Origin of the sequence: Streptomyces sp. HUAS YS2, from assembly GCF_033343995.1 — a bacterium.
Taxonomy (GTDB): Bacteria; Actinomycetota; Actinomycetes; order Streptomycetales; family Streptomycetaceae; genus Streptomyces; species Streptomyces solicathayae.
The window spans coordinates 3,158,391-3,179,507 of sequence record NZ_CP137573.1 but is presented as its reverse complement, the minus strand read 5'-3'; the positions used below and the strand labels follow the sequence as shown (position 1 = coordinate 3,179,507).

Genomic DNA, 21,117 nt, shown 5'->3' with positions numbered 1-21,117 from the left:
AACGCTACGCGCGTAGCGTCCGTCCCACAGGGTAATTTTCGCCACCGACAGCGCCTGCGTCCCCGTCTCGTCCTCCTCACGCTCCCTGCCTAGGAGAGTGCGTCATCAAAGCCTCCAGCCCCAGTAGTCCGAACGCCGTAGAACTCCGCGGCATCACCAAGCGTTTCCCCGGCGTCGTGGCCAACCACGACATCGACATCACCGTGCGCCGCGGCACCGTGCACGCCCTCGTGGGCGAGAACGGCGCGGGCAAGTCGACCCTGATGAAGATCCTCTACGGCATGCAGAAGCCGGACGAGGGCACCATCACGGTCGACGGCGAGCTGGTGACGTTCAACAACCCCGGAGACGCCATCGCCCGCGGTGTCGGCATGGTGCACCAGCACTTCATGCTCGCGGACAACCTCACCGTCCTCGAGAACGTCGTCCTCGGCTCCGAGAAGCTGTACGGCATCGGTGACAAGGCCCGCGCGAAGATCAAGGAGATCTCCGACGCGTACGGCCTCGGCATCCGCCCGAACGTCCTCATGGAGGACCTCGGCGTGGCCGACCGCCAGCGCGTGGAGATCCTCAAGGTCCTCTACCGCGGCGCCCGCACCCTGATCCTCGACGAGCCGACCGCCGTGCTCGTCCCGCAGGAGGTCGACGCGCTCTTCGACAACCTGCGCGAGCTCAAGGCCGAGGGCCTGACGGTCATCTTCATCTCGCACAAGCTGGGCGAGGTCCTGTCGGTCGCCGACGAGATCACCGTCATCCGGCGCGGCACCACGGTCGGCACCGCCGACCCGAAGCACACCACCACCAAGCAGCTCGCCGAGCTGATGGTCGGCGCCGAGCTGCCCTCCCCGGAGACCCGCGAGTCGACCGTCACCGACGTGGCGATGCTGACGGTCCAGGACCTGTCGCTGAGCGCCGTCGACCCCGACGGCGTGGTCCGCGCGGTCCTCGACGGCATCAGCCTGACCATCCACAAGGGCGAGGTCCTCGGCATCGCCGGCGTCGAGGGCAACGGCCAGTCCGAGCTCGTCGACACGATCATGGGCATGCGCACCGCCGACGGCGGTGTGGTGACCCTGGACGGCGCCGACATCTCCGCCGCGCCGACCCGCAAGCGGCGCGAGGACGGCATCGGCTGCATCCCCGAGGACCGCCACCGGCACGGTCTGCTCCTGGAAGCCCCCCTCTGGGAGAACCGCATCCTCGGTCACGTCACCGAGAAGCCGAACTCCAAGGGCGCGATCCTCGACCTGAAGGCCGCCCGCAAGGACACCGAGCGGATCGTCCGCGAGTACGACGTCCGCACCCCCGGCATCGAGGTCACCGCGGCCTCCCTCTCCGGCGGCAACCAGCAGAAGCTGATCGTCGGCCGCGAGATGAGCCACGACCCCAAGCTGCTGATCGCCGCCCACCCCACCCGGGGCGTGGACGTCGGCGCGCAGGCGCAGATCTGGGACCAGATCCGCGCCGCCCGCCGCGAGGGCCTGGCGGTGCTGCTGATCTCCGCCGACCTGGACGAGCTGATCGGCCTGTCCGACACCCTGCGGGTGATGTACCGCGGCCGGCTGGTCGCGGACGCCGACCCGGCGACCATCACCCCGGAGGAGCTCGGCTCGGCCATGACCGGCGCCGCCGCCGGTCACCTTGCGCACGATGAGAGCCCTGAGGGCACCGACGGCCCGGAGGACGAGGCCCGATGAAGAAGATCGACAAGGAGCGGCTGCTCCTGGGGATCGCGGCCCCCGTGCTCGCGATCGTCGCCGCCTTCCTGATCACCGCCCTGGTGCTCGGCGCCACCGGCAAGGAGCCGTTCAGCGCCTTCGGGATCATGTTCGACTACGGCATCAAGTCGGACAGCCAGGTCTACATCATCAACAAGGCGACGACGTACTACCTGGCGGGCATCGCGGTGGCCATCGGCTTCCGCATGAACCTGTTCAACATCGGTGTGGACGGCCAGTACCGGCTCGCGGCCTTCTTCGCCGCCGCCGTCGGTGGCGCGCTGACCCTGCCGGGCATCGTCCAGATCCCGCTGATCATCATCACCGCGATGATCGTCGGCGCCATGTGGGCGGGCATCGCCGGTGTCCTCAAGACCACCCGTGGCGTCAGCGAGGTCGTCTCGACGATCATGCTGAACTTCATCGCGACCGCGATCATCGGCTACCTGCTCCAGCCCGGCCGCCTCGGTCACCTGGACCCGGCCGGCACCAAGGTCGCCACCACGCCGCTGCCGGAGTCCTCGCACTTCTTCGAGTTCCCGACCACCCCGACCCCGATCTACGGCTTCGTCGTGGTCGCGGTCCTCGCGGGCGTCGCGTACTGGTTCACGCTCTCCCGCACCCGCTTCGGCTTCGACCTGCGCACCGTCGGCCAGTCCGACACCGCCGCCGCGGCCAGCGGTGTCGACGTCAAGAAGATGGTCGTCACCTCCATGCTGATCTCCGGCGCCATGGCCGGTCTGATCGGTATGCCGACGCTGCTCAACGACTCGTACGAGTTCGGCGGCGACTTCCCCGTCGGCATCGGTTTCACCGGCATCGCCATCGCCCTGCTCGGCCGCAACCACCCGATCGGCATCGCGCTCGCCGCGATCCTCTGGGCGTTCCTGGAGCGCGGCGGCCAGCAGCTGGAGTTCGAGGACTACGACCGCGAGATCGTCGGCGTCATGCAGGGCGTCATCGTCCTGTGCGTCGTCATCGCCTACGAGGTCGTCCGCCGTTACGGCATCAAGCGCCAGCAGCGCCAGGTCGGCGAGAAGCTCGCGGCCCAGGCCCGTTCCCACGACACGACGGAGGTGTCGGCGTGACCGCCACGGCGACTTCCACCCCGCCGCCCGCCGCCCCCAAGGTGACCGGCGGCAAGGGCGGCCGCTCCCGCCTCTCGCTCCCCTGGATCCTCCTGATCGTGGCGGGAGGGCTCATCGCCCTCTCCGCCGTCCGCGCCATCACCGGCGCGCAGGACCTCACCTCGGCCGGCCAGATCAACGCCGCGCTCTCGCTCGCCGTCCCGATCGGCCTCGCCGGTCTCGGCGGTCTGTGGTCCGAGCGCGCGGGCGTGGTCAACATCGGCCTCGAGGGCATGATGATCCTCGGCTCCTTCTTCGGCGCCTGGGCAGGCTGGCAGACCGACCCCTGGCTCGGCATCCTCGCCGGCATCCTGGGCGGCATGATCGGCGGTCTGCTGCACGCGGTCGCCACGGTCACCTTCGGCGTCGACCACATCATCTCCGGCATCGCGATCAACATCCTGGCGGTCGGTTTCACGACCTACTTCGCCAAGCTGTGGTTCAACTCCGGTGAGGCGGCGGCCAAGGGCGGCAGCCCGAAGCAGTCCCCGCCGTCCGAGGAGATCACCTCGGTCACGATCCCGGGCCTGTCCGACTGGCTGGCCGACATCGAGAAGCACCACTGGTTCCTGGTCTCGGACGTCGCAGGCATCCTCGGCGGCCTGGTCACCAACCTCTCGCTCGTCACGGTCCTCGCCGTGGTGCTGCTGATCGCCACGTTCTTCGTGCTCTGGAAGACCGCGTTCGGTCTGCGGCTGCGCTCCTGCGGCGAGAACCCGATCGCCGCCGAGTCGCTGGGCGTCAACGTCTACAAGTACAAGTACATCGCCGTGGTCGTCTCCGGCGGGCTCGCCGGACTCGGCGGCGCGTTCCTGTCGCTGGTCACCTCGCACATCTACAACGAGGGCCAGACCGGTGGCCGCGGCTACATCGGCCTCGCGGCGATGATCTTCGGCAACTGGCGTCCGGGCGGCCTCGCCATGGGCGCGGGCCTGTTCGGCTTCGCCGACGCGCTCCAGCTGCGCAGCGGCGGCGAGTCCGTGCACGCGCTGCTCCTGCTGCTGTTCGTGGCGCTCGTCGGCATCGCGGCCTGGAAGGCGTACAAGAAGCGCTGGATCACCTCCTCGATCGCCATCGTCATCGGCGTCGGCATCCTGATCTGGTACCTCGGCACGACCACGGTCCCGGTCGAGTTCGTCAGCGCCACGCCGTACGTGGTCACCCTGCTGGTGCTGTCGCTCTCCGCGCAGCGGCTGCGGATGCCCAAGGCGGACGGCATGCGGTACCGCAAGGGCGAGGGCAAGTGACCTCGCCCGGCTCCGCCGTCGACTGGGAGGCCCTGTGGGAGGCCGCGCGGGACGCCATGTCCCACGCGTACGCCCCGTACTCGGGCTTCCCGGTCGGCGCGGCCGCGCTGGTCGACGACGGGCGGGTGGTCTCCGGCTGCAACGTGGAGAACGCCTCGTACGGGCTCGCTCTGTGCGCCGAGTGCGGGCTCGTCTCGCAGCTCCAGGCGACCGGTGGCGGTCGGCTCACGCACTTCGTGTGCGTGGACGGCAAGGGCGAGGCCCTCGTCCCGTGCGGCCGGTGCCGGCAGCTCCTGTACGAGTTCGGCGGCCCGGCGCTCGTCCTGGAGACCCCGGCGGGCCGGCTGACCCTGGACGAGATGCTGCCGCAGGCCTTCGGCCCGGACCACCTCGCGAAGTAGTACCTCGGAGCGGCCCTTCCGGCACGATGGAAGGGCCGCTCCTCCCTTTCCTCCCCGCACCACCTCTATGCGCGTAGAAAGAGGCACCACATGGACGTCATCTCCGTCATCCGCACCAAGCGGGACAAGGGTGAGCTGACCCCCGAGCAGATCGACTGGGTCATCGACGCCTACACCCGCGGCGAGGTCGCCGACGAGCAGATGTCGGCCCTGGCCATGGCGATCCTGCTGAACGGCATGAACCGCGACGAGATCGCCCGCTGGACGGCGGCGATGATCGCGAGCGGCGAGCGCATGGACTTCTCGTCCCTCTCCCGTCCGACCGCCGACAAGCACTCCACCGGCGGCGTCGGCGACAAGATCACCCTGCCGCTCGCCCCGCTGGTCGCCGCCTGCGGCGCGGCCGTCCCGCAGCTGTCCGGCCGCGGCCTCGGCCACACCGGCGGCACGCTGGACAAGCTGGAGTCGATCCCCGGCTGGCGGGCGCTGCTCTCGAACGAGGAGATGCTGTCGGTGCTGGACGGCACGGGCGCGGTCATCTGCGCGGCCGGCGACGGCCTGGCGCCCGCGGACAAGAAGCTCTACGCCCTGCGCGACGTCACCGGCACGGTCGAGGCGATCCCGCTGATCGCCTCGTCGATCATGTCCAAGAAGATCGCCGAGGGCACCGGATCGCTGGTCCTGGACGTGAAGGTCGGCACCGGCGCGTTCATGAAGAACATCGACGACGCGCGGGAGCTCGCGCGGACGATGGTCGGCCTCGGCACCGACTCCGGCGTGAAGACGGTGGCCCTGCTCACCGACATGTCCACCCCGCTCGGCCTGGCCGCCGGCAACGCGCTGGAAGTCCGTGAGTCCGTCGAGGTCCTGGCCGGCGGCGGCCCGGCGGACGTCGTGGAACTCACCCTGGCCCTGGCCCGCGAGATGCTCGACGCGGCCGGCATCAAGGACGCCGACCCGGCGAAGGCCCTCGCGGACGGTTCGGCGATGGACGTCTGGCGCCGCATGATCGCCGCCCAGGGCGGCGACCCGGACGCGACCCTCCCGGTCGCCCGCGAGCAGCACGTCGTCACGGCACCCGCCTCGGGCGTCCTGACCCGCCTGGACGCGTACGACATCGGCATCGCCGCCTGGCGCCTCGGTGCGGGCCGCGCCCGCAAGGAGGACCCGGTCCAGGCGGGCGCGGGCGTCGAACTCCACGCCAAGCCCGGCGACACGGTCACCGCGGGCCAGCCCCTGCTGACCCTGCACACGGACACCCCGGAGAAGTTCGACTACGCGCTGAAGTCCCTCGAGGGCGCGTGGGACATCGCGGCGCCGGACGCGGAGTTCACGCCGACGCCGATCATCCTGGACCGCATCGCGTGATCATTTGATCGCCCTTGGCATGTGCCGCTGACACCTTCGGGTGAACGGGACCGGTGGACCGCCGCCGGTCCCGTTCGGCATGTTGGGATCCCTCCCATGAGTGCTGATGAGAGCTGGGCTGAACTGCTCGGCGTCTGGCAGCAGGTGGACGCGCCCAAGAACTGCAAGGTCGAGATCATCGACGGGATCATCACCGTCGCACCCCCGGTGCCGCTGTGGCACCACATGATCGCCGATACGGTGCATCGACCCCTGTACGGGGTGGTCCCGGAGGACTGGGGCGTGTACCAGAGGCAGGCCGTCACGACCCCCGCTCGCAGGGGCCTGTTCGTCCCGGACTTGCTGGTTGTCGGAAAGACGTCCGTGTGCGGATGCGACTACTGGCTTCCAGCCGACGACGCGGAACTCGTCGTCGAGATCACCTCGGACGCCACTGCGCACCACGACCGGTTCGCGAAGCCGCCCGGCTACGCAGTGGCAGGGGTGCCGCTCTACCTGCTCATCGACAGCGTCGCACCTGGGGGATCCACCGTCACCCTCTACGGCGAGCCGAAGGGCGACGTCTACCGCGTCCTGCGCGCGGTTCCGTTCGGCAAGGAGATCCACATTCCCGCCCCCTTCGACCTCACCCTCGGCACCGGCGATTTCCCGGTCAGCTGAGGCTCCACCACGCCTCCCGGTCGTCCGGCAGGTTCAGGCCCCGCAGGGTGATCTTCCGGTTGCCGTTGACCGGGGACCACAGGTCGTCCCTGGCCGCCATTTCCCGTGCAAGGTCGCGTTGTTCGGCCGTCGGCCGCTCGGGCCAGCCGCCCGCGAACAGGACCTCCAGGTACGGGCCCAGGTCCGGGCAGGGGGCCATGCGGAAGGCGTGGGGGAGGGCCGCTACGGCGGGCTCGTACAGGCGGGACGGGGCGACGGGCCTACGGGACAGGACCGCGATCAGCGTCCAGCGCGGGGGTTCGCCCTCGAAGCGGGGGACGCCCTGCAGGGCGTCGAACTCCGTCGGGGTCGCCGCCATTCGCAGCAGCTCCTCGTGCGCCGTCAGGTCGTCCGCCAGCGGGGGTGTCATCGCGGCGGCGCAGCGGACCAGCGGGCTCTCGTCCGCCAGGAAGGGCGTCGGGTCGCCGCCCAGTTGCCCCAGGTCCATCACGAGCGAGACCCGTTCCTCGACCGATTCCGCCGCCGCGGCCAGCCGCGTCAGACGGGGCAGCAGCTCCGGCGTCCGGGCCGCCACGGCCGGGTGGTTCACCAGCCGCGTGACCGCCGCCCACGCGGACGCCCGAACCTCAGGATCCGCGTCCTCCAGGAACTCCGCCACCGGGTCGAGCAGTTCCGGCAGCAGGTCCCAGCAGTCAAGGGCCGCGCCCAGGAGCACCAGATTGCCGGTGTCGTCGTCCCACATGTCGACCTGGTCGTCCTCGTCGGCCGCGACGTACGCGGCGGTCCACTCCGCCGTCGGAGCCGCCGCCACCCGCGCCCGCAGCGCCTCCGCCTCGGTCCCGGCGTTCACCGAGGACGCCACGTCCCGTACGAAGCGCAGGCCCAGTGAGGGCGCCTCGCGCAGCCGCCCGCCGACGACCCGCAGCACCTCCGGCGTCGCCGGCCAGACCGTGCCCTGGTGCAGGATCGCCGACCACAGGTGGTCGGCGGCCGCCTCCAGGGGGCCGTCCAGGATCTCGGCCGTGTCCGTCGCCGTGCCGTACGCGTGGAAGACCTTCGACCAGTCGTACCCGCTCACGCCGTCACCCCCTCCGCCAGCAGCGCCGGCAGCTCGTGCATCGCGCCGAAGACCCGCGTCCCCGGCCCCGCCAGTCGCTCTGCGGGGGTCAGGCCGCCCGCGTAGCCGAACGCCCGCATCCCCGCCGCGCGGGCCGCCCGCACGCCGTACGGGCTGTCCTCGACGACCGCGCACCGCTCCGGCGCCACGCCCATCGATGCCGCCGCGTGCAGGAACAGGTCCGGGGCGGGCTTGCCGTGGGCCACGTCGCGGGCGCTGAAGATCCGGCCGTCGTCGAACCGGTCCAGCAGGCCGGTCCGCGTCAGGTTGCGGCGGATCGATGTGTGGCTGCCGTTCGACGCCAGGCAGTACGGGACCTCCAGCGCGTCCAGGACGTCCGTGATCCCGGCGACCGCCCGCAGCTCGGCGTCGAGCGCCGCGTCGTACAGCGGCCGGTACGTCTCGTGCCAGCCCGCCTCCAGGGGCCGTCCGCGCCGCTCCTCGACGATCGCCGTCAGCCGGTCGTTCGACGAGCCCACGAAGTACTCGACGACCTCGGCCTCGGTGAACTCCGCGCCGAGCGAGGCGAGCACCTCACGGTCGATCCGGCAGTAGATCCGCTCGCTGTCGACCAGGACCCCGTCGCAGTCGAAGATCACCAGCTCCACCGGGGGCATCCCGCGCTCTCGATTCATGCAGCGCAGCCTAGGAGGGCGATGAGTTCCGACCGCCGCCCGGGTCTACTGGTTGTGGACACCACACAGCCGCTCGTCCTCTACGTATCCGGGCACATCACGCGCGCCGACGCGCCGGGTCTCTGCGCCGACCTGGAGCGCCGGCTCGTCGGGCTCGACCCCACCGACGTCGTGTGCGACGTCGGTGCGCTCGCGCAGGCCGACCTGGCCGTCGTCGACGCGCTCGCCCGGCTCCGGCTCACCGCCGGGCGGCTCGGTCACACCCTGCGTTTCCGGGGTGCCGGCCAGGAGCTGCGGCTGCTCCTGGCCCTCGTCGGCCTGGACGAGACCGTCGTCTGACTCAGGCCCCCAGCCGCGCCGGCAGCCCGAACAGCGGGAACCAGCGCTTGGTGTCCAGGAAGAACGACATCTCGTCGATCTTCCCGTCGGAGAGTTCGAGGACGATCAGCGCCCACGGGCTGAACCCGCCCTCCGGGTCCGGGTGGTAGTGCGCGAACGCCGGCGAGCCGTTCGCCACCGTCGGCACCAGCTTCGAGCCCCGGCACACCTCGCCGACCCCGAGCATCCAGCCGACGATGTCGTCGTGGCCGCGCAGCCACAGGTCGTACGGCGGCATGGACATCGTCGCGTCCTCGTGCAGCAGCGCGGTCAGCGCCTTCATGTCGTAGCCCTCGAAGGCCACCACGTACCGCTCCAGGAGCTGCTGCTGCTCCTCGTCCAGCGGGTTCGCCGTGTCCGAGGTGGCCGGGCTCTGCTCCGCGAGCGTCGCCCGGGCCCGCTGCAGCGCGCTGTTCACCGACGCGACCGTCGTGCCCAGCAGCTCCGCGACCTCGGCCGCCTTCCAGGCCAGCACCTCGCGCAGGATCAGCACCGCCCGCTGCTTCGGCGGCAGATGCTGCAGCGCCGCCACGAACGCCAGCCGGATCGACTCCCGCGCGACCGCCGTCTCCGCCGGGTCGGCGACGGACGGCAGCACCCGGCCGTCCGGCACCGGCTCCAGCCAGGTGATCTCCGGCCGCTCGTTGAGCCGGGCCTGCGCGACGGGGGTGGCGGCGGTCAGATCCATCGGCCGGGCCCGCTTGTTGCCCGCGTTCAGCGAGTCCAGGCAGACGTTGGTGGCGATCCGGTACAGCCAGGAACGGAGGCTGGAGCGGCCCTCGAAGGAGTCGATGCTCCGCCAGGCGCGGACCATCGTGTCCTGCACCGCGTCCTCCGCCTCGAAGGCGGAGCCGAGCATCCGGTAGCAGTAACCGGTCAGCTCCGTGCGGTACTTCTCCAGTCGGGAGTCCACGTCCCCGGTCGTCGCCAGATCACTCATCGAGTCCACCCCGCTCGCTCACCGGCGCCCGTACGACGCCGGTGAGCAGGAAGCTACCGCAGCCCGCTGACAGCCGGGGCAGGGTTTCCCGTTCGCGCCCCGCGTGCGCCCCCCTGGAGCCGTACGAGACGTTCCTCGGCCCGTGCCGCGTGCGTCCCGTACAGGGTGATCGACACGACACCGAGCACCGCCACCAGGCCCAGCAGGACCGTGCCGGACCAGCCGCCCAGGTGGAAGGCGACCGCGCCGAGCGTGCCGCCCACGCTGCTGCCCAGGTAGTAGGCGGACTGGTACAGTGCCGAGGCCTGCGCGCGGCCGGTCTTCGCGGTCCGGCTCACGGACGACGAGGCGACCGCGTGCCCGGCGAAGAAGCCCGCCGTGATGAGGACCAGGCCCGCCAGGACGGCGGCCAGGGCCTCGGACATCGACAGCAGCAGACCGGCCGTGGTCGTGCCCACCGCCAGGTACAGCGCGCCCCGCCGCCCCGTCCGGGCGACCAGCTTCCCGGCCGCCGCGGACGAGACCGTGCCGACCAGGTACACCAGGAAGATCGAGCCGACGACGCCCTGCGGCAGCGAGAAGGGCGCCTCGACGAGCCGGTAGCCGATCACGGTGTACACCGCGCCGAAGACCGTCATGAACAGCGCGCCGATCGCGTACAGCCGCATCAGGAGCGGATCGGCCAGATGCGTCCGCACCGTCCGCGCCAGCGCCTTCGGGTTCAGCGAACCCGGCGTGAAGTGCCGGGCCCTGGGCAGCAGCAGCCGGAACGCCACCGCGCACACCACGGCCATCACACCGACCGCGGCCAGCCCCGCGCGCCAGCCCCACAGCTGGGCCACCCAGCCGGTCACGATCCGGCCGCTCATGCCGCCGATCGAGTTGCCCGCGACGAACAGACCGATCGCGCCGATCAGCGCCTTCGGCCGTACCTCCTCCGCCAGGTACGCCATCGCCGACGCCGGCACGCCCGCCAGCGCCGCGCCCTGCACGGCGCGCAGTGCGACCAGCCACTCCAGGTTCGGCGCGAACGGGACCAGCAGGCCGACCACGACGGCCACGGCCAGCGAGACGGTCATCATGGGCCGCCGTCCGAACCGCTCGGACAGGGCGCTCAGCGGCAGCACGCACAGCGCGAGCGCGCCGGTGGCCGCGGACACCGTCCAGGAAGCGGCGGAGGCGGTGGCCCCGAACTCCGCGGAGACGGCGGGCAGCAGGGCCTGGGTGGAGTAGAGGAGGGCGAACGTGGCCACTCCCGCGGCGAACAGCGCGAGGCTCATCCGGCGGTGGCCGGGGGTGCCGGGGGAAAGGCGGGTGTCGGCGACCGCGTCGGTGGCGGCCGCCTTGGTACTGGCAGGAGGCATATGTCGACCGTAGGCATCCCCGTTTGATGCGTCCAATGCATGGAACGGCTTTAATCGTTCCCATGGTGCATGAGTACAGGTCACAGCCTTGTCTGTCACCGAACAGTAACGAAGAAGACATGGGACTGCTGCTCGCGCCGCGGCTCGCGTACTTCGCCGCCGTCGCCCGGCACGAGCACGTGACCCGCGCCGCGGCCGAACTCGGCGTACCGCAGTCCACGCTCTCCCGGGCCATGGTCCGGCTCGAAGAGGACCTCGGCGTCTCCCTGTTCGCCCGCAAGGGCCGCACCGTCGCGCTGACCCCGGCAGGCCGGACCTTCCTCGGCTCCGCCGAACGCGCCCTCGGCGAGGTGGAGAAGGCCGCCGACTCGGTCCGCGCGGACGCCGACCCCACCGCCGGAAAGGTCGCCTTCGGCTTCCTGCACACCATGGGCTCCGAGACCGTCCCCGGCCTCATCCGGGCCTTCCGGGTGGACCACCCCCGGATCCGCTTCACCCTCGTGCAGAACTACGGCGAGGCGATGATCGAGCGGCTGCGCGCAGGCGACCTCGACCTGTGCCTGACCTCCCCGGTCCCCGACGCCCCCGACCTGGTCGCCCGCCGCCTGGACGAGCAGCGGCTGCGCCTGGTGGTGCCGGACGACCACCGGCTCGCCGGCCGCAAGCGGGTCCGCCTCGCGGAGGCCGCCGACGAAACCTTCGTCACCCTGGAGCCCGGCTACGGGCTGCGCCGCATCACCGACGACCTGTGTGCCGAGGCGGGCTTCACACCCCGGATCGCGTTCGAGGGCGAGGAGGCCGAGACGCTGCGCGGCCTGGTCGCCGCGGGCCTCGGCGTCGCCCTGCTGCCGCCGCCGGCCGTGCCCCGCCCCGGCGTCGTCGAGCTCAATGTCACGGCCCCGCGCGCGGTCCGCGAGATCGGCGTCGCCTGGCTGGACGGCCACCCGGACACGCCCCCGGTGGCCGCCTTCAAGAAGTTCCTGCTGAGCAAGCGCGGCACCCTCCTCCCGGAGTGGGACCGCGGCCGGTAGCAGCCGGTCAGTGCCGCAGCGAGCGTCCGAAGCCCGCCGCCAGCGGCATCCGCAGTCCCAGCGGCGGCGGGGCGGCCAGCGCGTCCGCGACCGGCCGGGCGTACGGCCGGCCGAACATCGAGCCCAGCACGAAGTCGGAGGCCAGCGCGAGGACTTCACCGTGGTGCTGGCGCAGCGCGTGCCCGTCCGAGTGGACCTCGAACCGGCAGGTGTCGCGGTTCGCCTTCTTCGCGCGCTCCGCCAGCCGGTACGACAGTTCCGGGTCGCAGCGCGCGTCGTTGGTGCCGTGCACGACCAGCACCCGGCGCCCGACCAGCTGCCGGACCGGCTCCGGTTCCGCCGCCATGTCGTCCTCCGGCAGCCAAGGGGCCATCGCGAGAATCGAGTTGACCGCCGTGTGCCCGGCGGCCCGCAGCGCCGCCCGCGCTCCCATCCCGTGTCCGGCCAGACACACCGGCACGTCCCCGTACCGGCGCACCGCCTCCTCCACCGCCCATTCCGCGTCCTCGGCCAGCCGCGCGTCCGAGCCGTTCCACCCCCGCCCGCGGTACCCGACCACGTGCGCGACGAGCCCCTCGTCCCGCCCGGCCCGCGCCAGTCGCCGCCCCAGCGGCAGCGCCGCCGCGTGCGCCCGCACGGACGCCCGCCGCCCCGACGAGGCCTCTCCGTCCGGCAACAGCAGCACCACGCCGCCGACCGCCGATTCCGTGTCCGATGTGCCGACGGGCCGCCCGAGCCGGGGTCGCCGGCCGCCGGTCGTCCCTACGAGTGCGAACTGCGCCATGACGGAACAGTCTCAGAAGCCGAGGTGTACGCCATCCGTACGCGCGGTCACTGTTACGTATCGACGGGCGAGTTGAGGAGCAGGCGCTCTACGCGCGTAGGGGCTAGAGTGCGAAAATGACGAGCCAGACCCCCAACGTACCCACCGCGGACCAGATCCGCCGTGCCCCGAAGGTGCTGCTCCACGATCACCTCGACGGCGGACTGCGCCCCGGCACCATCATCGAGATCGCCCGGCAGACCGGCTACGACGGCCTGCCCGAGACCGAGCCCGACAAGCTCGGCATCTGGTTCCGCGAGGCCGCCGACTCCGGCTCACTGGAGCGGTACCTGGAGACCTTCGCGCACACCTGCGCCGTCATGCAGACCCGTGAGGCCCTGTTCCGCGTCGCCGCCGAGTGCGCCGAGGACCTCGCCGAGGACGGGGTCGTGTACGCGGAGGTCCGCTACGCCCCCGAGCAGCACCTGGAGGGCGGCCTCACTCTCGAAGAGGTCGTCGAGGCGGTGAACGAGGGCTTCCGGGAGGGCGAGCGGATCGCCCGCGCCAACGGCCACCGGATCCGCGTAGGCGCGCTGCTCACGGCCATGCGGCACGCGGCCCGCGCCCTGGAGATCGCCGAACTCGCCAACCGCTATCGCGACTCGGGCGTCGTCGGCTTCGACATCGCGGGCGCCGAGGCCGGCTACCCGCCCACCCGGCACCTCGACGCCTTCGAGTACCTCAAGCGGGAGAACAACCACTTCACCATCCACGCCGGCGAGGCCTTCGGCCTGCCGTCCATCTGGCAGGCCCTGCAGTGGTGCGGCGCCGACCGGCTGGGCCACGGCGTGCGCATCATCGACGACATCGAGGTCGGCCAGGACGGGACGGTACGGCTCGGCCGGCTCGCCGCGTACGTCCGCGACAAGCGGATCCCGCTGGAGATGTGCCCCACCTCCAACCTGCAGACCGGCGCCGCCGCCTCGTACGCGGAGCACCCCATCGGCCTGCTCCGCACCCTGCATTTCCGGGCCACTGTCAACACCGACAACCGGCTGATGAGCGGCACCAGCATGAGCCGCGAATTCGAGCACCTGGTCGACACATTCGGTTACACGCTCGACGACATGCAGTGGTTCACCGTCAATGCGATGAAATCAGCGTTCATTCCTTTCGATGAACGTCTCGCGATGATCAATGACGTCATCAAGCCCGGATATGCCGAGCTGAAATCCGAATGGCTGTTCCGGCAGACCGCTACGACCAGCGGTTCCACGCCCTCAGAGGGCTGAGTTCGAGCCGTACGACACGGGGGCGGGGCGGCCGGATGACACGAATTCCGGTCGCCCCGATATGTTTGCGGACGGCATCTTCCGGTGGCTAGGTTGCAGAGCCGCTCATCATTTCCCGGATTCCTCGAATCCCGGGATTCCTCGATCCCCCCAAGGATGATTTCTCGATGAAGCAGTCTGCCAAGACGCTCGGTGTCGCCGCTCTGGGCGCCGCTTTCGCCGCCGCTGCCGCCGGAACGGCCTCCGCCGCGCCCATGACCCACGACGCCGCGGGCGCGCTGGGGGCGGTGCAGGCCCTGCCGGTGGCGGACCAGCTCACCGAGCTGCCTGCCGGTGCCGCCGACTCGCTCACCGCGGGCGAGGCCGCCGTCACCGACGGCGCGGCGAACCTGCCGGCCGCGACCGACTCGGCGGGCAAGCAGGTCACGCAGACCGCCCCGAACGCGCTGGCGCAGTCGCCGGTCGGCGGCCTGCTCGGCGGTCTGCCGGTGAACGGCCTGGCCACCAACTCCCTCGTCCCGGGCGGCGGTCTGACGGGCGGTCTGCCCGGCGGTCTGCCGATCGGCTGACGCCCACCGCGTCCATCCGTGGGGCACACACCCGTTACCGGGCGTGTGCCCCACGGCTTTGTGTCACGATCCGGCCATGCACGCGAGAGCATCCCGGGGCGCGCGGGCCGCCCTGACGGCCCTGCTCCTGGCGGCCACGGCCGCCTGCGCCGGCGGCCCGCCCCGCGACACCGCCAAGTCCCCCGCCACCGGGGCGAGCCCGCTGGAACGTGCCGCGCTCGCCGACGGGGATCTCCCCGACTACCAGGTCTCCGCGGTGAAGACCGCCGGCGGCGCCTCCGGCCAGCCCACCTCCGACACCGCCCGCTGCCAGCCGCTCGCCGGGGTCATGGGCGACCGGCCCAGCCCCGAGGCGCTGGCCACGGTCAACCGCGGCCTCGGCTCGTCGCGGACGCCCGGCCTCGCCGTCTCCGCCTCCGTCAGCTCGTACGACCCCGCCGACGCACGCCGGCTCCTGGACGCCCTGCGCGCCGCCGTCGCCGACTGCGGCGAGGGCTTCACCGCGCGGGTCGAGGGGCGCAGCGGCCGCTACTCCGACGTGACCGCCGTCCCGTACGGGACCGGCGGCGACGAGACCGTGTCGTGGACGACCACCGGCACGACCCGCGGTCTCCGCGTTCCGCTCCACATGGTGGTGGTCCGCAAGGACGCCTTCGTACTCCGTTTCATGGCCCTCGACCTGGGCCGCGACGGCCCGCCGGCTCCCCGGGTGCCCCGGGAGATCGCGAACAGACAGCTGGCGAAACTGACCGCCCTCCGGGACTGACTCACCAGGCGGACGAGCCGGCCTTCTCCTGGGGCAGGAACACCCACAGCGCCAGATAGATCAGGAACTGCGGGCCGGGCAGCAGGCACGAGGCGAGGAAGATGACCCGCATCGTGGTGTCCGACGTGCCGAAGCGTCGCGCCAGCGCCGCGCACACTCCGCCGATCATGCGCCCTTCGCGAGGACGGACAAGTGCGGCCATGACGGTCTCCTTCCGGGGAGCCGCTCCGTCGGGCTCCCGATGACTCCATACTGGCCGCGAGCGGTGGACAAAGCGTCGGTCTACGGGGCGATCCCGACCCTGGGAATCGTCGGGGTCGGCCCCTGAGGAGCCTCCTCCCGCAGCAGGGTCCGCACCCGCGTCGTACCCGCGACTGACGGGCGGGCCGCCCGGCGGCGCAGCAGGGCGCGCCCGGCCGGCACGAACAGCAGATGCGCGACCGCGACCCCGGCGGCGTTCAGGAGCAGCGAGTCCACGTCGACGACCTGCCCGGGCACCCCGGTCTGCAGCAACTCGATGACCAGCGACACCAGGGCGCCGGCCATGGTGGTGCGGGTGAAGGACGCCCAAGTCGACACGGTGAGCCGGCCGTCGGCCAGCGGCAGCAGGACGCCGAGCGGCGCGAGCAGCAACAGCCCCTCGCCGATCCGCCGGGCCGCCTCGGCCGGGCCCAGCGCCAGGTCCGCCCGGATGCCGGCCAGCGGCTCCAGATTGGGCGCGGTCATCCACGGCACGTCCAGCGGGCGGAGCGTCAGCCACGCCACGAGCAGCAGATGCGCGAGGAGGAGGACGAACCCCGCCCCGCGGAACCGGATGGCGGCACTGCCGCCCGAGCCATGACGCTGCACGCCCCCCAAGACGCGACCACCACCGGAATCGGTTCCGACGGGTTGCGGGGGCATCCGGGGTAGTTGCCGCGGCCGACGACGGACGGGAGCGGGGGACGTGGAGGGGGTCGCTTCGGGACGTAAAGCGTGATTTGTGGCGCAAGGGAAACGTTCGACGCACAAGGCACCGGAACGCGCCGTAAATCATGCAGTCCCGAATGCGACCCCCGGAACGTCCCCCGTGGCAGCGACCCGTACCGAAGCCCGCAGGTCAGCTCGTCGGCGAGCCGGTCGGCGTGACGGTGGGGACCGCCATGTCCGGGCGGTCCTTGAGTTCGGCCGTGCAGCGGTACCGGTGGGCCGCGTAGTCGCCCGGGCCGCCCAGGACGACCGTGCCGCCGCCGCTTCCGGCGGCGCTCTCCGCGAAGGTGCAGACGATCTGCGCCAGCGCGGTCGGCGCGAGGTCCTCCGGCTGCCGGCTCAGCCGCAGCGCGCCCTTCGGGTCGTCCCGCCGCCCGCCGGTGACCACCAGTGGGCCCTTCACCGCGGTGGAGAACCCTGCCGTGCGCTCGGCGTCCGACGTCTCGCTCTGCAGCTCCATCAGCAGCGCTGAGGCCGTCTTGACCCTGTCCCCGGAGACCTTCTGCTCCGGCACGTTCGTCGTCCGGTCCACGGCCTCCAGCTGCGAGCCGCACACCAGGTACACCCGCAGCGGGATCCCCGGCCGCGGCTGCGCCGCAGTACCCGGCCCGTCCACGCTGCACGCCGCCCGTGACGGCGCCGCCCCGGCGTCCACCGGCACGGACGTGGTCCTGATCCCGCACCCGGCGAGCAGCGCGACACACGCCCCGGCGGCCGCGGCGATCGCCGCGCCCCGCCCCGTACCCGACCTCACTGACCCTGTCCTTCCTGGCCGTCCCGGTCGCCGCCGGTCCGCAGGCTGTCGGCGATGCCCGAGGCGTCGCGCGGGAGGCGCAGCACGAAGATCGCGCCGTCGCCGTCCGGCGAGTTCGCGGCGCTGATGTCGCCGCCGTGGATGTGCGCGTTCTCCATGGCGATGGAGAGCCCGAGACCGGAGCCCTCCGACCGCGGCCGCGAGGCGCTCGCCTTGTAGAAGCGGTCGAAGACGTGCGGCAGCACCTCTTCCGGGATGCCGGGCCCGTGGTCCCGCACCTCGATGACCAGCTCCTCGTCCTCGGTCCGCACCGAGACCCGTACCGGCGAGCCGCCGTGCTTGAGGGCGTTGCCGATCAGGTTCGCGAGGATCACGTCGAGCCGGCGCGGGTCGAGCCGCGCCATGATGCCGCGCTCGGCGTCCAGGTCGACCGCGTCCAGCCAGGCGCGCGCGTCGATGCAGGCGGTGACCTGGTCGGCGACGTCCACGTCGTCGAGGACGAGCCGCGCGGTGCCCGCGTCGAAGCGGGTCACCTCCATCAGGTTCTCCACCAGGTCGTTCAGCCGCCGGGTCTCGCTCACGACCAGCGCCACCGCGGGCGCGATCATCGGGTCGAGGCTGTCCTGCTCGTCCTCCAGGACCTCGGTCACGGCGGTCAGCGCGGTCAGCGGGGTGCGCAGTTCGTGCGACATGTCGGCGACGAACCGGCGGCTGGACTCCTCCCGCGCGCTCATGTCCGCGACCTTCTTCTGCAGCGACTCGGCCGTGTTGTTGAACGTCCGCGACAGTTCGGCCAGTTCGTCGGTGCCGGAGACCCGCAGCCGGGTGTCCAGTTTCCCCTCGCCGAGCCGCCGCGCCGCCTCGCCGAGCCGGTGCACCGGCCGCAGTACGGTCGTCGCCGCGGCCTGCGCGAGCAGTGCCGAGCCGACCAGGGCCAGGCCGGTCGCGATCCCCAGCGACCAGGCGAGCGAGTTGAGGTCGGCCCGTTCCGCGTCCAGGGACTTGAACATGTAGCCGGTCGGGCCGCCGCCGATGATCCGCGTCCCGCCGACCAGGTACGGCTTGCCGCCGCGCTGCGTCCGCTGCCAGAACAGGTGGTACGGGTACGCGTTGTTCTCGGTCACCTTGCGCTCGGTGTTCACCGCGTCCTGGAGCGAGGCGGGCACGTCGGCGAGGGTGAACCGGTCGGGGTCGGAGGCGCCGATGATCGGCTTGCCCGCGTCCCGCTCGCCGAGCAGCAGCACGCTGTACCCGGAGCCGCTGCCCGCCATCTGCTCCGCGGCGACCCGCAGATCGTCCTGCTCGGACTTGAGCGGCAGCCCGGCCGCCCGGTTCTGCATCTGCCGCCGGAAGTCGTTGAGCGCCCCGTCCTGGGTGCGGGTGAGCACCGCCTCGCGGTTGAGCCAGTACGCGATCCCCGACGCGGACACCGCGGCGGTCAGCGCGACGAGCGCGAAGACGACGACGAGCCGCAGCCGCAGACTGGTCAGACGGAGCCCGGCGAATATCCCTTTCCTCACGCAGGGACGTCCAGCCGGTAGCCCACACCGCGCACGGTACGGATCAGCGTCGGCGAGGACGGCACGTCCTCCACCTTGGCGCGCAGCCGCTGTACGCACGCGTCGACGAGACGCGAGTCGCCCAGGTAGTCGTGCTCCCAGACCAGACGCAGCAACTGCTGGCGCGACAGGGCCTGTCCGGGCCGCCGGCTCAGCTCCAGGAGCAGCCGCAGCTCGGTCGGCGTGAGCTGCAGGTCCTCCCCGTTCTTCGTCACGGTCATGGCGGAGCGGTCGATCACCAGCGAGCCGAAGGTCGCGGAGTCCGTGGACTCGCGCTCGCCTCGGCGCAGCACGGCCCGGATCCGGGCGTCCAGCACGCGGCCCTGCACCGGCTTGACGACATAGTCGTCGGCGCCGGACTCCAGGCCCACCACCACGTCGATGTCGTCGCTGCGCGCGGTCAGCAGGATGATCGGCAGCTGGTCGGTGCGCCGGATGCGACGGCACACCTCGAAGCCGTCGATGCCGGGCAGCATCACGTCCAGCACGACCAGGTCCGGCCGCTGCTCGCGCAGCAGCTGCAGACCGTCCTCGCCGGTCGCCGCGGTGGCCACGCGGTGGCCTTGGCGGGACAGCGAGAGTTCGAGGGCCGTGCGGATGGCGTCGTCGTCCTCGATCAGCAACAGGAAAGGCACGGCGTCATTCTGGCGCATGGGGCCGTCGAACTCGACCTCGTGCGTTCTCCTGTACGACACCTACCCCTGTGACACGCCTGTGACAGTCGACGGACACCGTCATGAAGTGACGAGGGCAAGCTCATTGGCACACGGACCGAAGCAGACTCCGACCGATGGGGGGCGCGAGATGAACGCACTGCACAGCACCACCTCAAGCGCAGTTGTCACGCGTCTCCACGACGTCCGGAGCGCGAAGGAGTCCGGCGCGGTGAACGGGCGGGGGTGCGTTCGCAGCGTCGGGCGTCAGCGCAAGGCGCCTTACATGGTGGCCGTGGCTGACGGGGGAGCGGCGTACGGGGAGGTCTCGGGGGAGACCGCGAGCCGGTCGGAGGCCGAATTCACGGCCTACGTCCAGGAGCGTCGCGCCTCCCTGTACGCCACCGCCTACCACCTGACCGGTGACCGCTTCGAGGCCGAGGACCTGCTCCAGAGCGCGCTGTTCTCCACGTACCGCGCCTGGGACCGGATCAGCGACAAGGCGGCCGTGGGCGGCTACCTGCGTCGCACGATGACCAACCTGCACATCAGCGCCTGGCGCCGGCGCAAGCTCAACGAGTACCCGACGGAGGAGCTGCCGGAGACGGTGGGCGAGACCGACGCGATGCGCGGCACGGAGCTGCGCACGGTGCTCTGGCAGGCGCTGGCCCGGCTGCCCGAACTGCAGCGGACCATGCTGGTCCTGCGGTACTACGAGGGCCGGACCGATCCGGAGATCGCGGAGATCCTGGACATCAGTGTCGGCACGGTGAAGTCGAGCATCTGGCGCTCGCTGCGGCGACTGCGCGAGGACGAGGTGCTGAGCTTCGGCCGTGACGAGGAGGAGTCCTTCGGCGAGCTGGTGGCCTGAAGGTCGGGGGAAACACGGGGGAGCAGTACAGGGGGAGCAGTAACAGGGGGGAACGGGGAAACACGGGGGGACGTACGGGGGACGTACGGGGTACGGAAACGCGGGGCGGACAGGGCCGGGGGCCTTGTCCGCCCCGCGTCTTTTCTGCGTGGGCGCGTACGGAGACGTGCTACCGGCGGCGCGTCAGCGCGTCAGCGCGTCGCGGGGGTGCGGCAGCGGCCCGCCGCCGCGGCGGCGAGCCGGCCGAGTGCCTCCTCCTTGGCGCACGGGTGCGCGCCGAGGGCGGCCTGGCGGGCGACGATCGAGCGCTCGGCGCGCATCAGCCGCCAGCCGCGGCGCAGCAGGAACGGGACCGACTTGCGGCCCTCCTTGAGATCTCGGAGCAGCCGGCGGCGGAACGTCGTCGAGGGGCGGCCGCGCAGGCAGAGCGCGTCGGCCAGCACGCCGAGTTCCTGGCAGCGGGTGACGATCTCGGCGGCGAAGATGCCCTCCGCGACGAACAGCGGGGTCCGCTCGATGTCCAGCCGTTCCCGGTCCACCCGCGAGCTGGTGGCGATGTCGTACACCGGGACCTCGGTGCGGCCGGTGCGGCAGAGATCCGTGATCGCGGCGATCGCCGCGTCGGCGTCCCAGGAGAGCGGGGAGTCCCAGTCGATGTCCGCGCTGTCCGCGACCAGCGGGAGGGTGGGGTCGTCGGCCTCCTTGTAGAAGTCGTCGAGGCGCAGTACCGGGAGGCCGGTGACGGCGGCGAGGGACGACTTGCCGGAGCCGGAGGGGCCCGCGAGCAGGACGACACGAGTCGGAATCGGTTGGGAACTCACGGGACACCAGTGTGAAGCATTAGCCCGTGCGGGGGACCACCCGAGACGGCCGTTGGTATCCAGCATCACACCGGAACTACGCTCGGTGCCCGTCCCGTTACCCGATCGACAGGG

23 protein-coding genes are annotated in these 21,117 nt (G+C 71.7%); 12 read left to right on the top strand and 11 right to left on the bottom strand.

Annotated elements, in window-relative coordinates:
- Positions 1-104: 104 nt before the first annotated feature.
- From R2D22_RS14360 to R2D22_RS14335, 6 genes are all read left to right on the top strand, one after another.
- Positions 105-1,697 carry an ABC transporter ATP-binding protein gene (locus tag R2D22_RS14360; RefSeq protein ID WP_318109754.1) on the top strand — a complete coding sequence of 531 codons (1,593 nt, stop codon included), beginning with the start codon at positions 105-107 and terminating at the stop codon, positions 1,695-1,697.
- A complete protein-coding gene (locus R2D22_RS14355) occupies positions 1,694-2,806 on the top strand; it encodes an ABC transporter permease (RefSeq protein WP_318103568.1) in 1,113 nt (370 codons plus the stop codon). The genes R2D22_RS14360 and R2D22_RS14355 overlap by 4 nt, the downstream gene beginning before the upstream one ends.
- Entirely contained in the window at positions 2,803-4,092 is a 1,290-nt protein-coding gene (locus R2D22_RS14350; protein ID WP_318103567.1) for an ABC transporter permease, read from the top strand. The genes R2D22_RS14355 and R2D22_RS14350 overlap by 4 nt, the downstream gene beginning before the upstream one ends.
- Positions 4,089-4,493 (top strand): cytidine deaminase, encoded by a 405-nt coding sequence (locus tag R2D22_RS14345; protein WP_318103566.1) that lies wholly within the window; start codon positions 4,089-4,091, stop codon positions 4,491-4,493. The genes R2D22_RS14350 and R2D22_RS14345 overlap by 4 nt, the downstream gene beginning before the upstream one ends.
- Before the next feature lie 90 nt (positions 4,494-4,583).
- Positions 4,584-5,861 carry a thymidine phosphorylase gene (locus R2D22_RS14340; protein WP_318103565.1) on the top strand — a complete coding sequence of 426 codons (1,278 nt, stop codon included), beginning with the start codon at positions 4,584-4,586 and terminating at the stop codon, positions 5,859-5,861.
- Between the two features lie 96 nt (positions 5,862-5,957).
- The gene (locus R2D22_RS14335; RefSeq protein WP_318103564.1) at positions 5,958-6,521 is read left to right on the top strand and encodes a Uma2 family endonuclease; all 564 of its coding nucleotides are present in this window, start codon (positions 5,958-5,960) and stop codon (positions 6,519-6,521) included.
- Here R2D22_RS14335 and R2D22_RS14330 read toward each other — a convergent pair.
- Positions 6,514-7,599 (bottom strand): HEAT repeat domain-containing protein, encoded by a 1,086-nt coding sequence (locus R2D22_RS14330; protein WP_318103563.1) that lies wholly within the window; start codon positions 7,597-7,599, stop codon positions 6,514-6,516. The two genes, R2D22_RS14335 and R2D22_RS14330, sit on opposite strands and share 8 nt — an antisense overlap.
- A complete protein-coding gene (locus R2D22_RS14325; protein WP_318103562.1) occupies positions 7,596-8,273 on the bottom strand; it encodes an HAD family hydrolase in 678 nt (225 codons plus the stop codon). The genes R2D22_RS14330 and R2D22_RS14325 overlap by 4 nt, the downstream gene beginning before the upstream one ends.
- 21 nt (positions 8,274-8,294) lie before the next feature.
- On the opposite strand from R2D22_RS14325, the gene R2D22_RS14320 reads away from it, so the two are divergent.
- Positions 8,295-8,612 (top strand): STAS domain-containing protein, encoded by a 318-nt coding sequence (locus R2D22_RS14320; protein WP_318103561.1) that lies wholly within the window; start codon positions 8,295-8,297, stop codon positions 8,610-8,612.
- A gap of 1 nt (position 8,613) precedes the next feature.
- Here R2D22_RS14320 and R2D22_RS14315 read toward each other — a convergent pair whose 3' ends face one another.
- Together R2D22_RS14315 and R2D22_RS14310 are read right to left on the bottom strand one after the other, a co-directional pair.
- The gene (locus tag R2D22_RS14315; RefSeq protein ID WP_318103560.1) at positions 8,614-9,591 is read right to left on the bottom strand and encodes a sigma-70 family RNA polymerase sigma factor; all 978 of its coding nucleotides are present in this window, start codon (positions 9,589-9,591) and stop codon (positions 8,614-8,616) included.
- A gap of 53 nt (positions 9,592-9,644) precedes the next feature.
- The gene (locus R2D22_RS14310; RefSeq protein WP_318103559.1) at positions 9,645-10,955 is read right to left on the bottom strand and encodes an MFS transporter; all 1,311 of its coding nucleotides are present in this window, start codon (positions 10,953-10,955) and stop codon (positions 9,645-9,647) included.
- 62 nt (positions 10,956-11,017) lie between these two features.
- Here R2D22_RS14310 and R2D22_RS14305 point away from each other — a divergent pair, with 62 nt between their 5' ends.
- Entirely contained in the window at positions 11,018-11,986 is a 969-nt protein-coding gene (locus tag R2D22_RS14305) for a LysR family transcriptional regulator (protein WP_318103558.1), read from the top strand.
- 7 nt (positions 11,987-11,993) lie between these two features.
- On the opposite strand, the gene R2D22_RS14300 is transcribed toward R2D22_RS14305, so the two are convergent.
- Positions 11,994-12,770, bottom strand: a complete 777-nt coding sequence (locus R2D22_RS14300) for an alpha/beta hydrolase (protein ID WP_318103557.1) — start codon at positions 12,768-12,770, stop codon at positions 11,994-11,996.
- A 116-nt stretch (positions 12,771-12,886) separates the two neighbouring features.
- On the opposite strand from R2D22_RS14300, the gene R2D22_RS14295 reads away from it, so the two are divergent.
- The 3 genes from R2D22_RS14295 to R2D22_RS14285 all read left to right on the top strand — a co-directional run bounded on the left by R2D22_RS14295 (position 12,887) and on the right by R2D22_RS14285 (position 15,376).
- Positions 12,887-14,041 carry an adenosine deaminase gene (locus R2D22_RS14295; protein WP_318103556.1) on the top strand — a complete coding sequence of 385 codons (1,155 nt, stop codon included), beginning with the start codon at positions 12,887-12,889 and terminating at the stop codon, positions 14,039-14,041.
- Positions 14,042-14,208: 167 nt separating this feature from the next.
- Entirely contained in the window at positions 14,209-14,610 is a 402-nt protein-coding gene (locus R2D22_RS14290) for an ATP-binding protein (protein ID WP_318103554.1), read from the top strand.
- A gap of 76 nt (positions 14,611-14,686) precedes the next feature.
- Positions 14,687-15,376, top strand: coding sequence for a hypothetical protein (locus R2D22_RS14285; protein WP_318103553.1), 690 nt, complete (start codon positions 14,687-14,689; stop codon positions 15,374-15,376).
- A 1-nt stretch (position 15,377) separates the two neighbouring features.
- Here R2D22_RS14285 and R2D22_RS14280 read toward each other — a convergent pair whose 3' ends face one another.
- The 5 genes from R2D22_RS14280 to afsQ1 form a co-directional block, all read right to left on the bottom strand.
- Complete coding sequence (locus R2D22_RS14280) at positions 15,378-15,578, bottom strand: PspC domain-containing protein (protein WP_318103552.1); 201 nt, start codon at positions 15,576-15,578, stop codon at positions 15,378-15,380.
- A gap of 80 nt (positions 15,579-15,658) precedes the next feature.
- Positions 15,659-16,279, bottom strand: a complete 621-nt coding sequence (locus R2D22_RS14275; RefSeq protein ID WP_318103551.1) for a VanZ family protein — start codon at positions 16,277-16,279, stop codon at positions 15,659-15,661.
- Positions 16,280-16,475: 196 nt separating this feature from the next.
- Positions 16,476-17,099 (bottom strand): hypothetical protein, encoded by a 624-nt coding sequence (locus R2D22_RS14270; protein ID WP_318103550.1) that lies wholly within the window; start codon positions 17,097-17,099, stop codon positions 16,476-16,478.
- Positions 17,096-18,619, bottom strand: a complete 1,524-nt coding sequence (locus tag R2D22_RS14265; RefSeq protein WP_318103549.1) for an ATP-binding protein — start codon at positions 18,617-18,619, stop codon at positions 17,096-17,098. The genes R2D22_RS14270 and R2D22_RS14265 overlap by 4 nt, the downstream gene beginning before the upstream one ends.
- Entirely contained in the window at positions 18,616-19,293 is a 678-nt protein-coding gene (afsQ1, locus tag R2D22_RS14260) for a two-component system response regulator AfsQ1 (RefSeq protein WP_189600923.1), read from the bottom strand. The genes R2D22_RS14265 and afsQ1 overlap by 4 nt, the downstream gene beginning before the upstream one ends.
- Positions 19,294-19,462: 169 nt before the next feature.
- Between afsQ1 and R2D22_RS14255 the strand changes: the two genes are divergently transcribed.
- Positions 19,463-20,182, top strand: a complete 720-nt coding sequence (locus R2D22_RS14255; protein WP_318103547.1) for a SigE family RNA polymerase sigma factor — start codon at positions 19,463-19,465, stop codon at positions 20,180-20,182.
- A 191-nt stretch (positions 20,183-20,373) separates the two neighbouring features.
- Here the strand turns inward: R2D22_RS14255 and R2D22_RS14250 are convergent, their stop codons facing one another.
- On the bottom strand, positions 20,374-21,069 hold the full coding sequence (locus R2D22_RS14250; RefSeq protein ID WP_318103546.1) for a uridine kinase family protein: 696 nt from the start codon (positions 21,067-21,069) through the stop codon (positions 20,374-20,376).
- Between the last annotated feature and the right edge of the window lie 48 nt (positions 21,070-21,117).

Coding starts and splice junctions, on each gene's coding strand:
- R2D22_RS14355 (WP_318103568.1), top strand. CDS start 1,694: ATGAAGAAGATCGACAAGGAGCGGCTGCTCCTGGGGATCGCGGCCCCC.
- R2D22_RS14340 (WP_318103565.1), top strand. CDS start 4,584: ATGGACGTCATCTCCGTCATCCGCACCAAGCGGGACAAGGGTGAGCTG.
- R2D22_RS14335 (WP_318103564.1), top strand. CDS start 5,958: ATGAGTGCTGATGAGAGCTGGGCTGAACTGCTCGGCGTCTGGCAGCAG.
- R2D22_RS14325 (WP_318103562.1), bottom strand. CDS start 8,273: ATGAATCGAGAGCGCGGGATGCCCCCGGTGGAGCTGGTGATCTTCGAC.
- R2D22_RS14320 (WP_318103561.1), top strand. CDS start 8,295: ATGAGTTCCGACCGCCGCCCGGGTCTACTGGTTGTGGACACCACACAG.
- R2D22_RS14315 (WP_318103560.1), bottom strand. CDS start 9,591: ATGAGTGATCTGGCGACGACCGGGGACGTGGACTCCCGACTGGAGAAG.
- R2D22_RS14310 (WP_318103559.1), bottom strand. CDS start 10,955: ATGCCTCCTGCCAGTACCAAGGCGGCCGCCACCGACGCGGTCGCCGAC.
- R2D22_RS14305 (WP_318103558.1), top strand. CDS start 11,018: ATGGTGCATGAGTACAGGTCACAGCCTTGTCTGTCACCGAACAGTAAC.
- R2D22_RS14300 (WP_318103557.1), bottom strand. CDS start 12,770: ATGGCGCAGTTCGCACTCGTAGGGACGACCGGCGGCCGGCGACCCCGG.
- R2D22_RS14295 (WP_318103556.1), top strand. CDS start 12,887: ATGACGAGCCAGACCCCCAACGTACCCACCGCGGACCAGATCCGCCGT.
- R2D22_RS14290 (WP_318103554.1), top strand. CDS start 14,209: ATGAAGCAGTCTGCCAAGACGCTCGGTGTCGCCGCTCTGGGCGCCGCT.
- R2D22_RS14285 (WP_318103553.1), top strand. CDS start 14,687: ATGCACGCGAGAGCATCCCGGGGCGCGCGGGCCGCCCTGACGGCCCTG.
- R2D22_RS14280 (WP_318103552.1), bottom strand. CDS start 15,578: ATGGCCGCACTTGTCCGTCCTCGCGAAGGGCGCATGATCGGCGGAGTG.
- R2D22_RS14275 (WP_318103551.1), bottom strand. CDS start 16,279: ATGCCCCCGCAACCCGTCGGAACCGATTCCGGTGGTGGTCGCGTCTTG.
- R2D22_RS14255 (WP_318103547.1), top strand. CDS start 19,463: ATGAACGCACTGCACAGCACCACCTCAAGCGCAGTTGTCACGCGTCTC.
- R2D22_RS14250 (WP_318103546.1), bottom strand. CDS start 21,069: ATGCTGGATACCAACGGCCGTCTCGGGTGGTCCCCCGCACGGGCTAAT.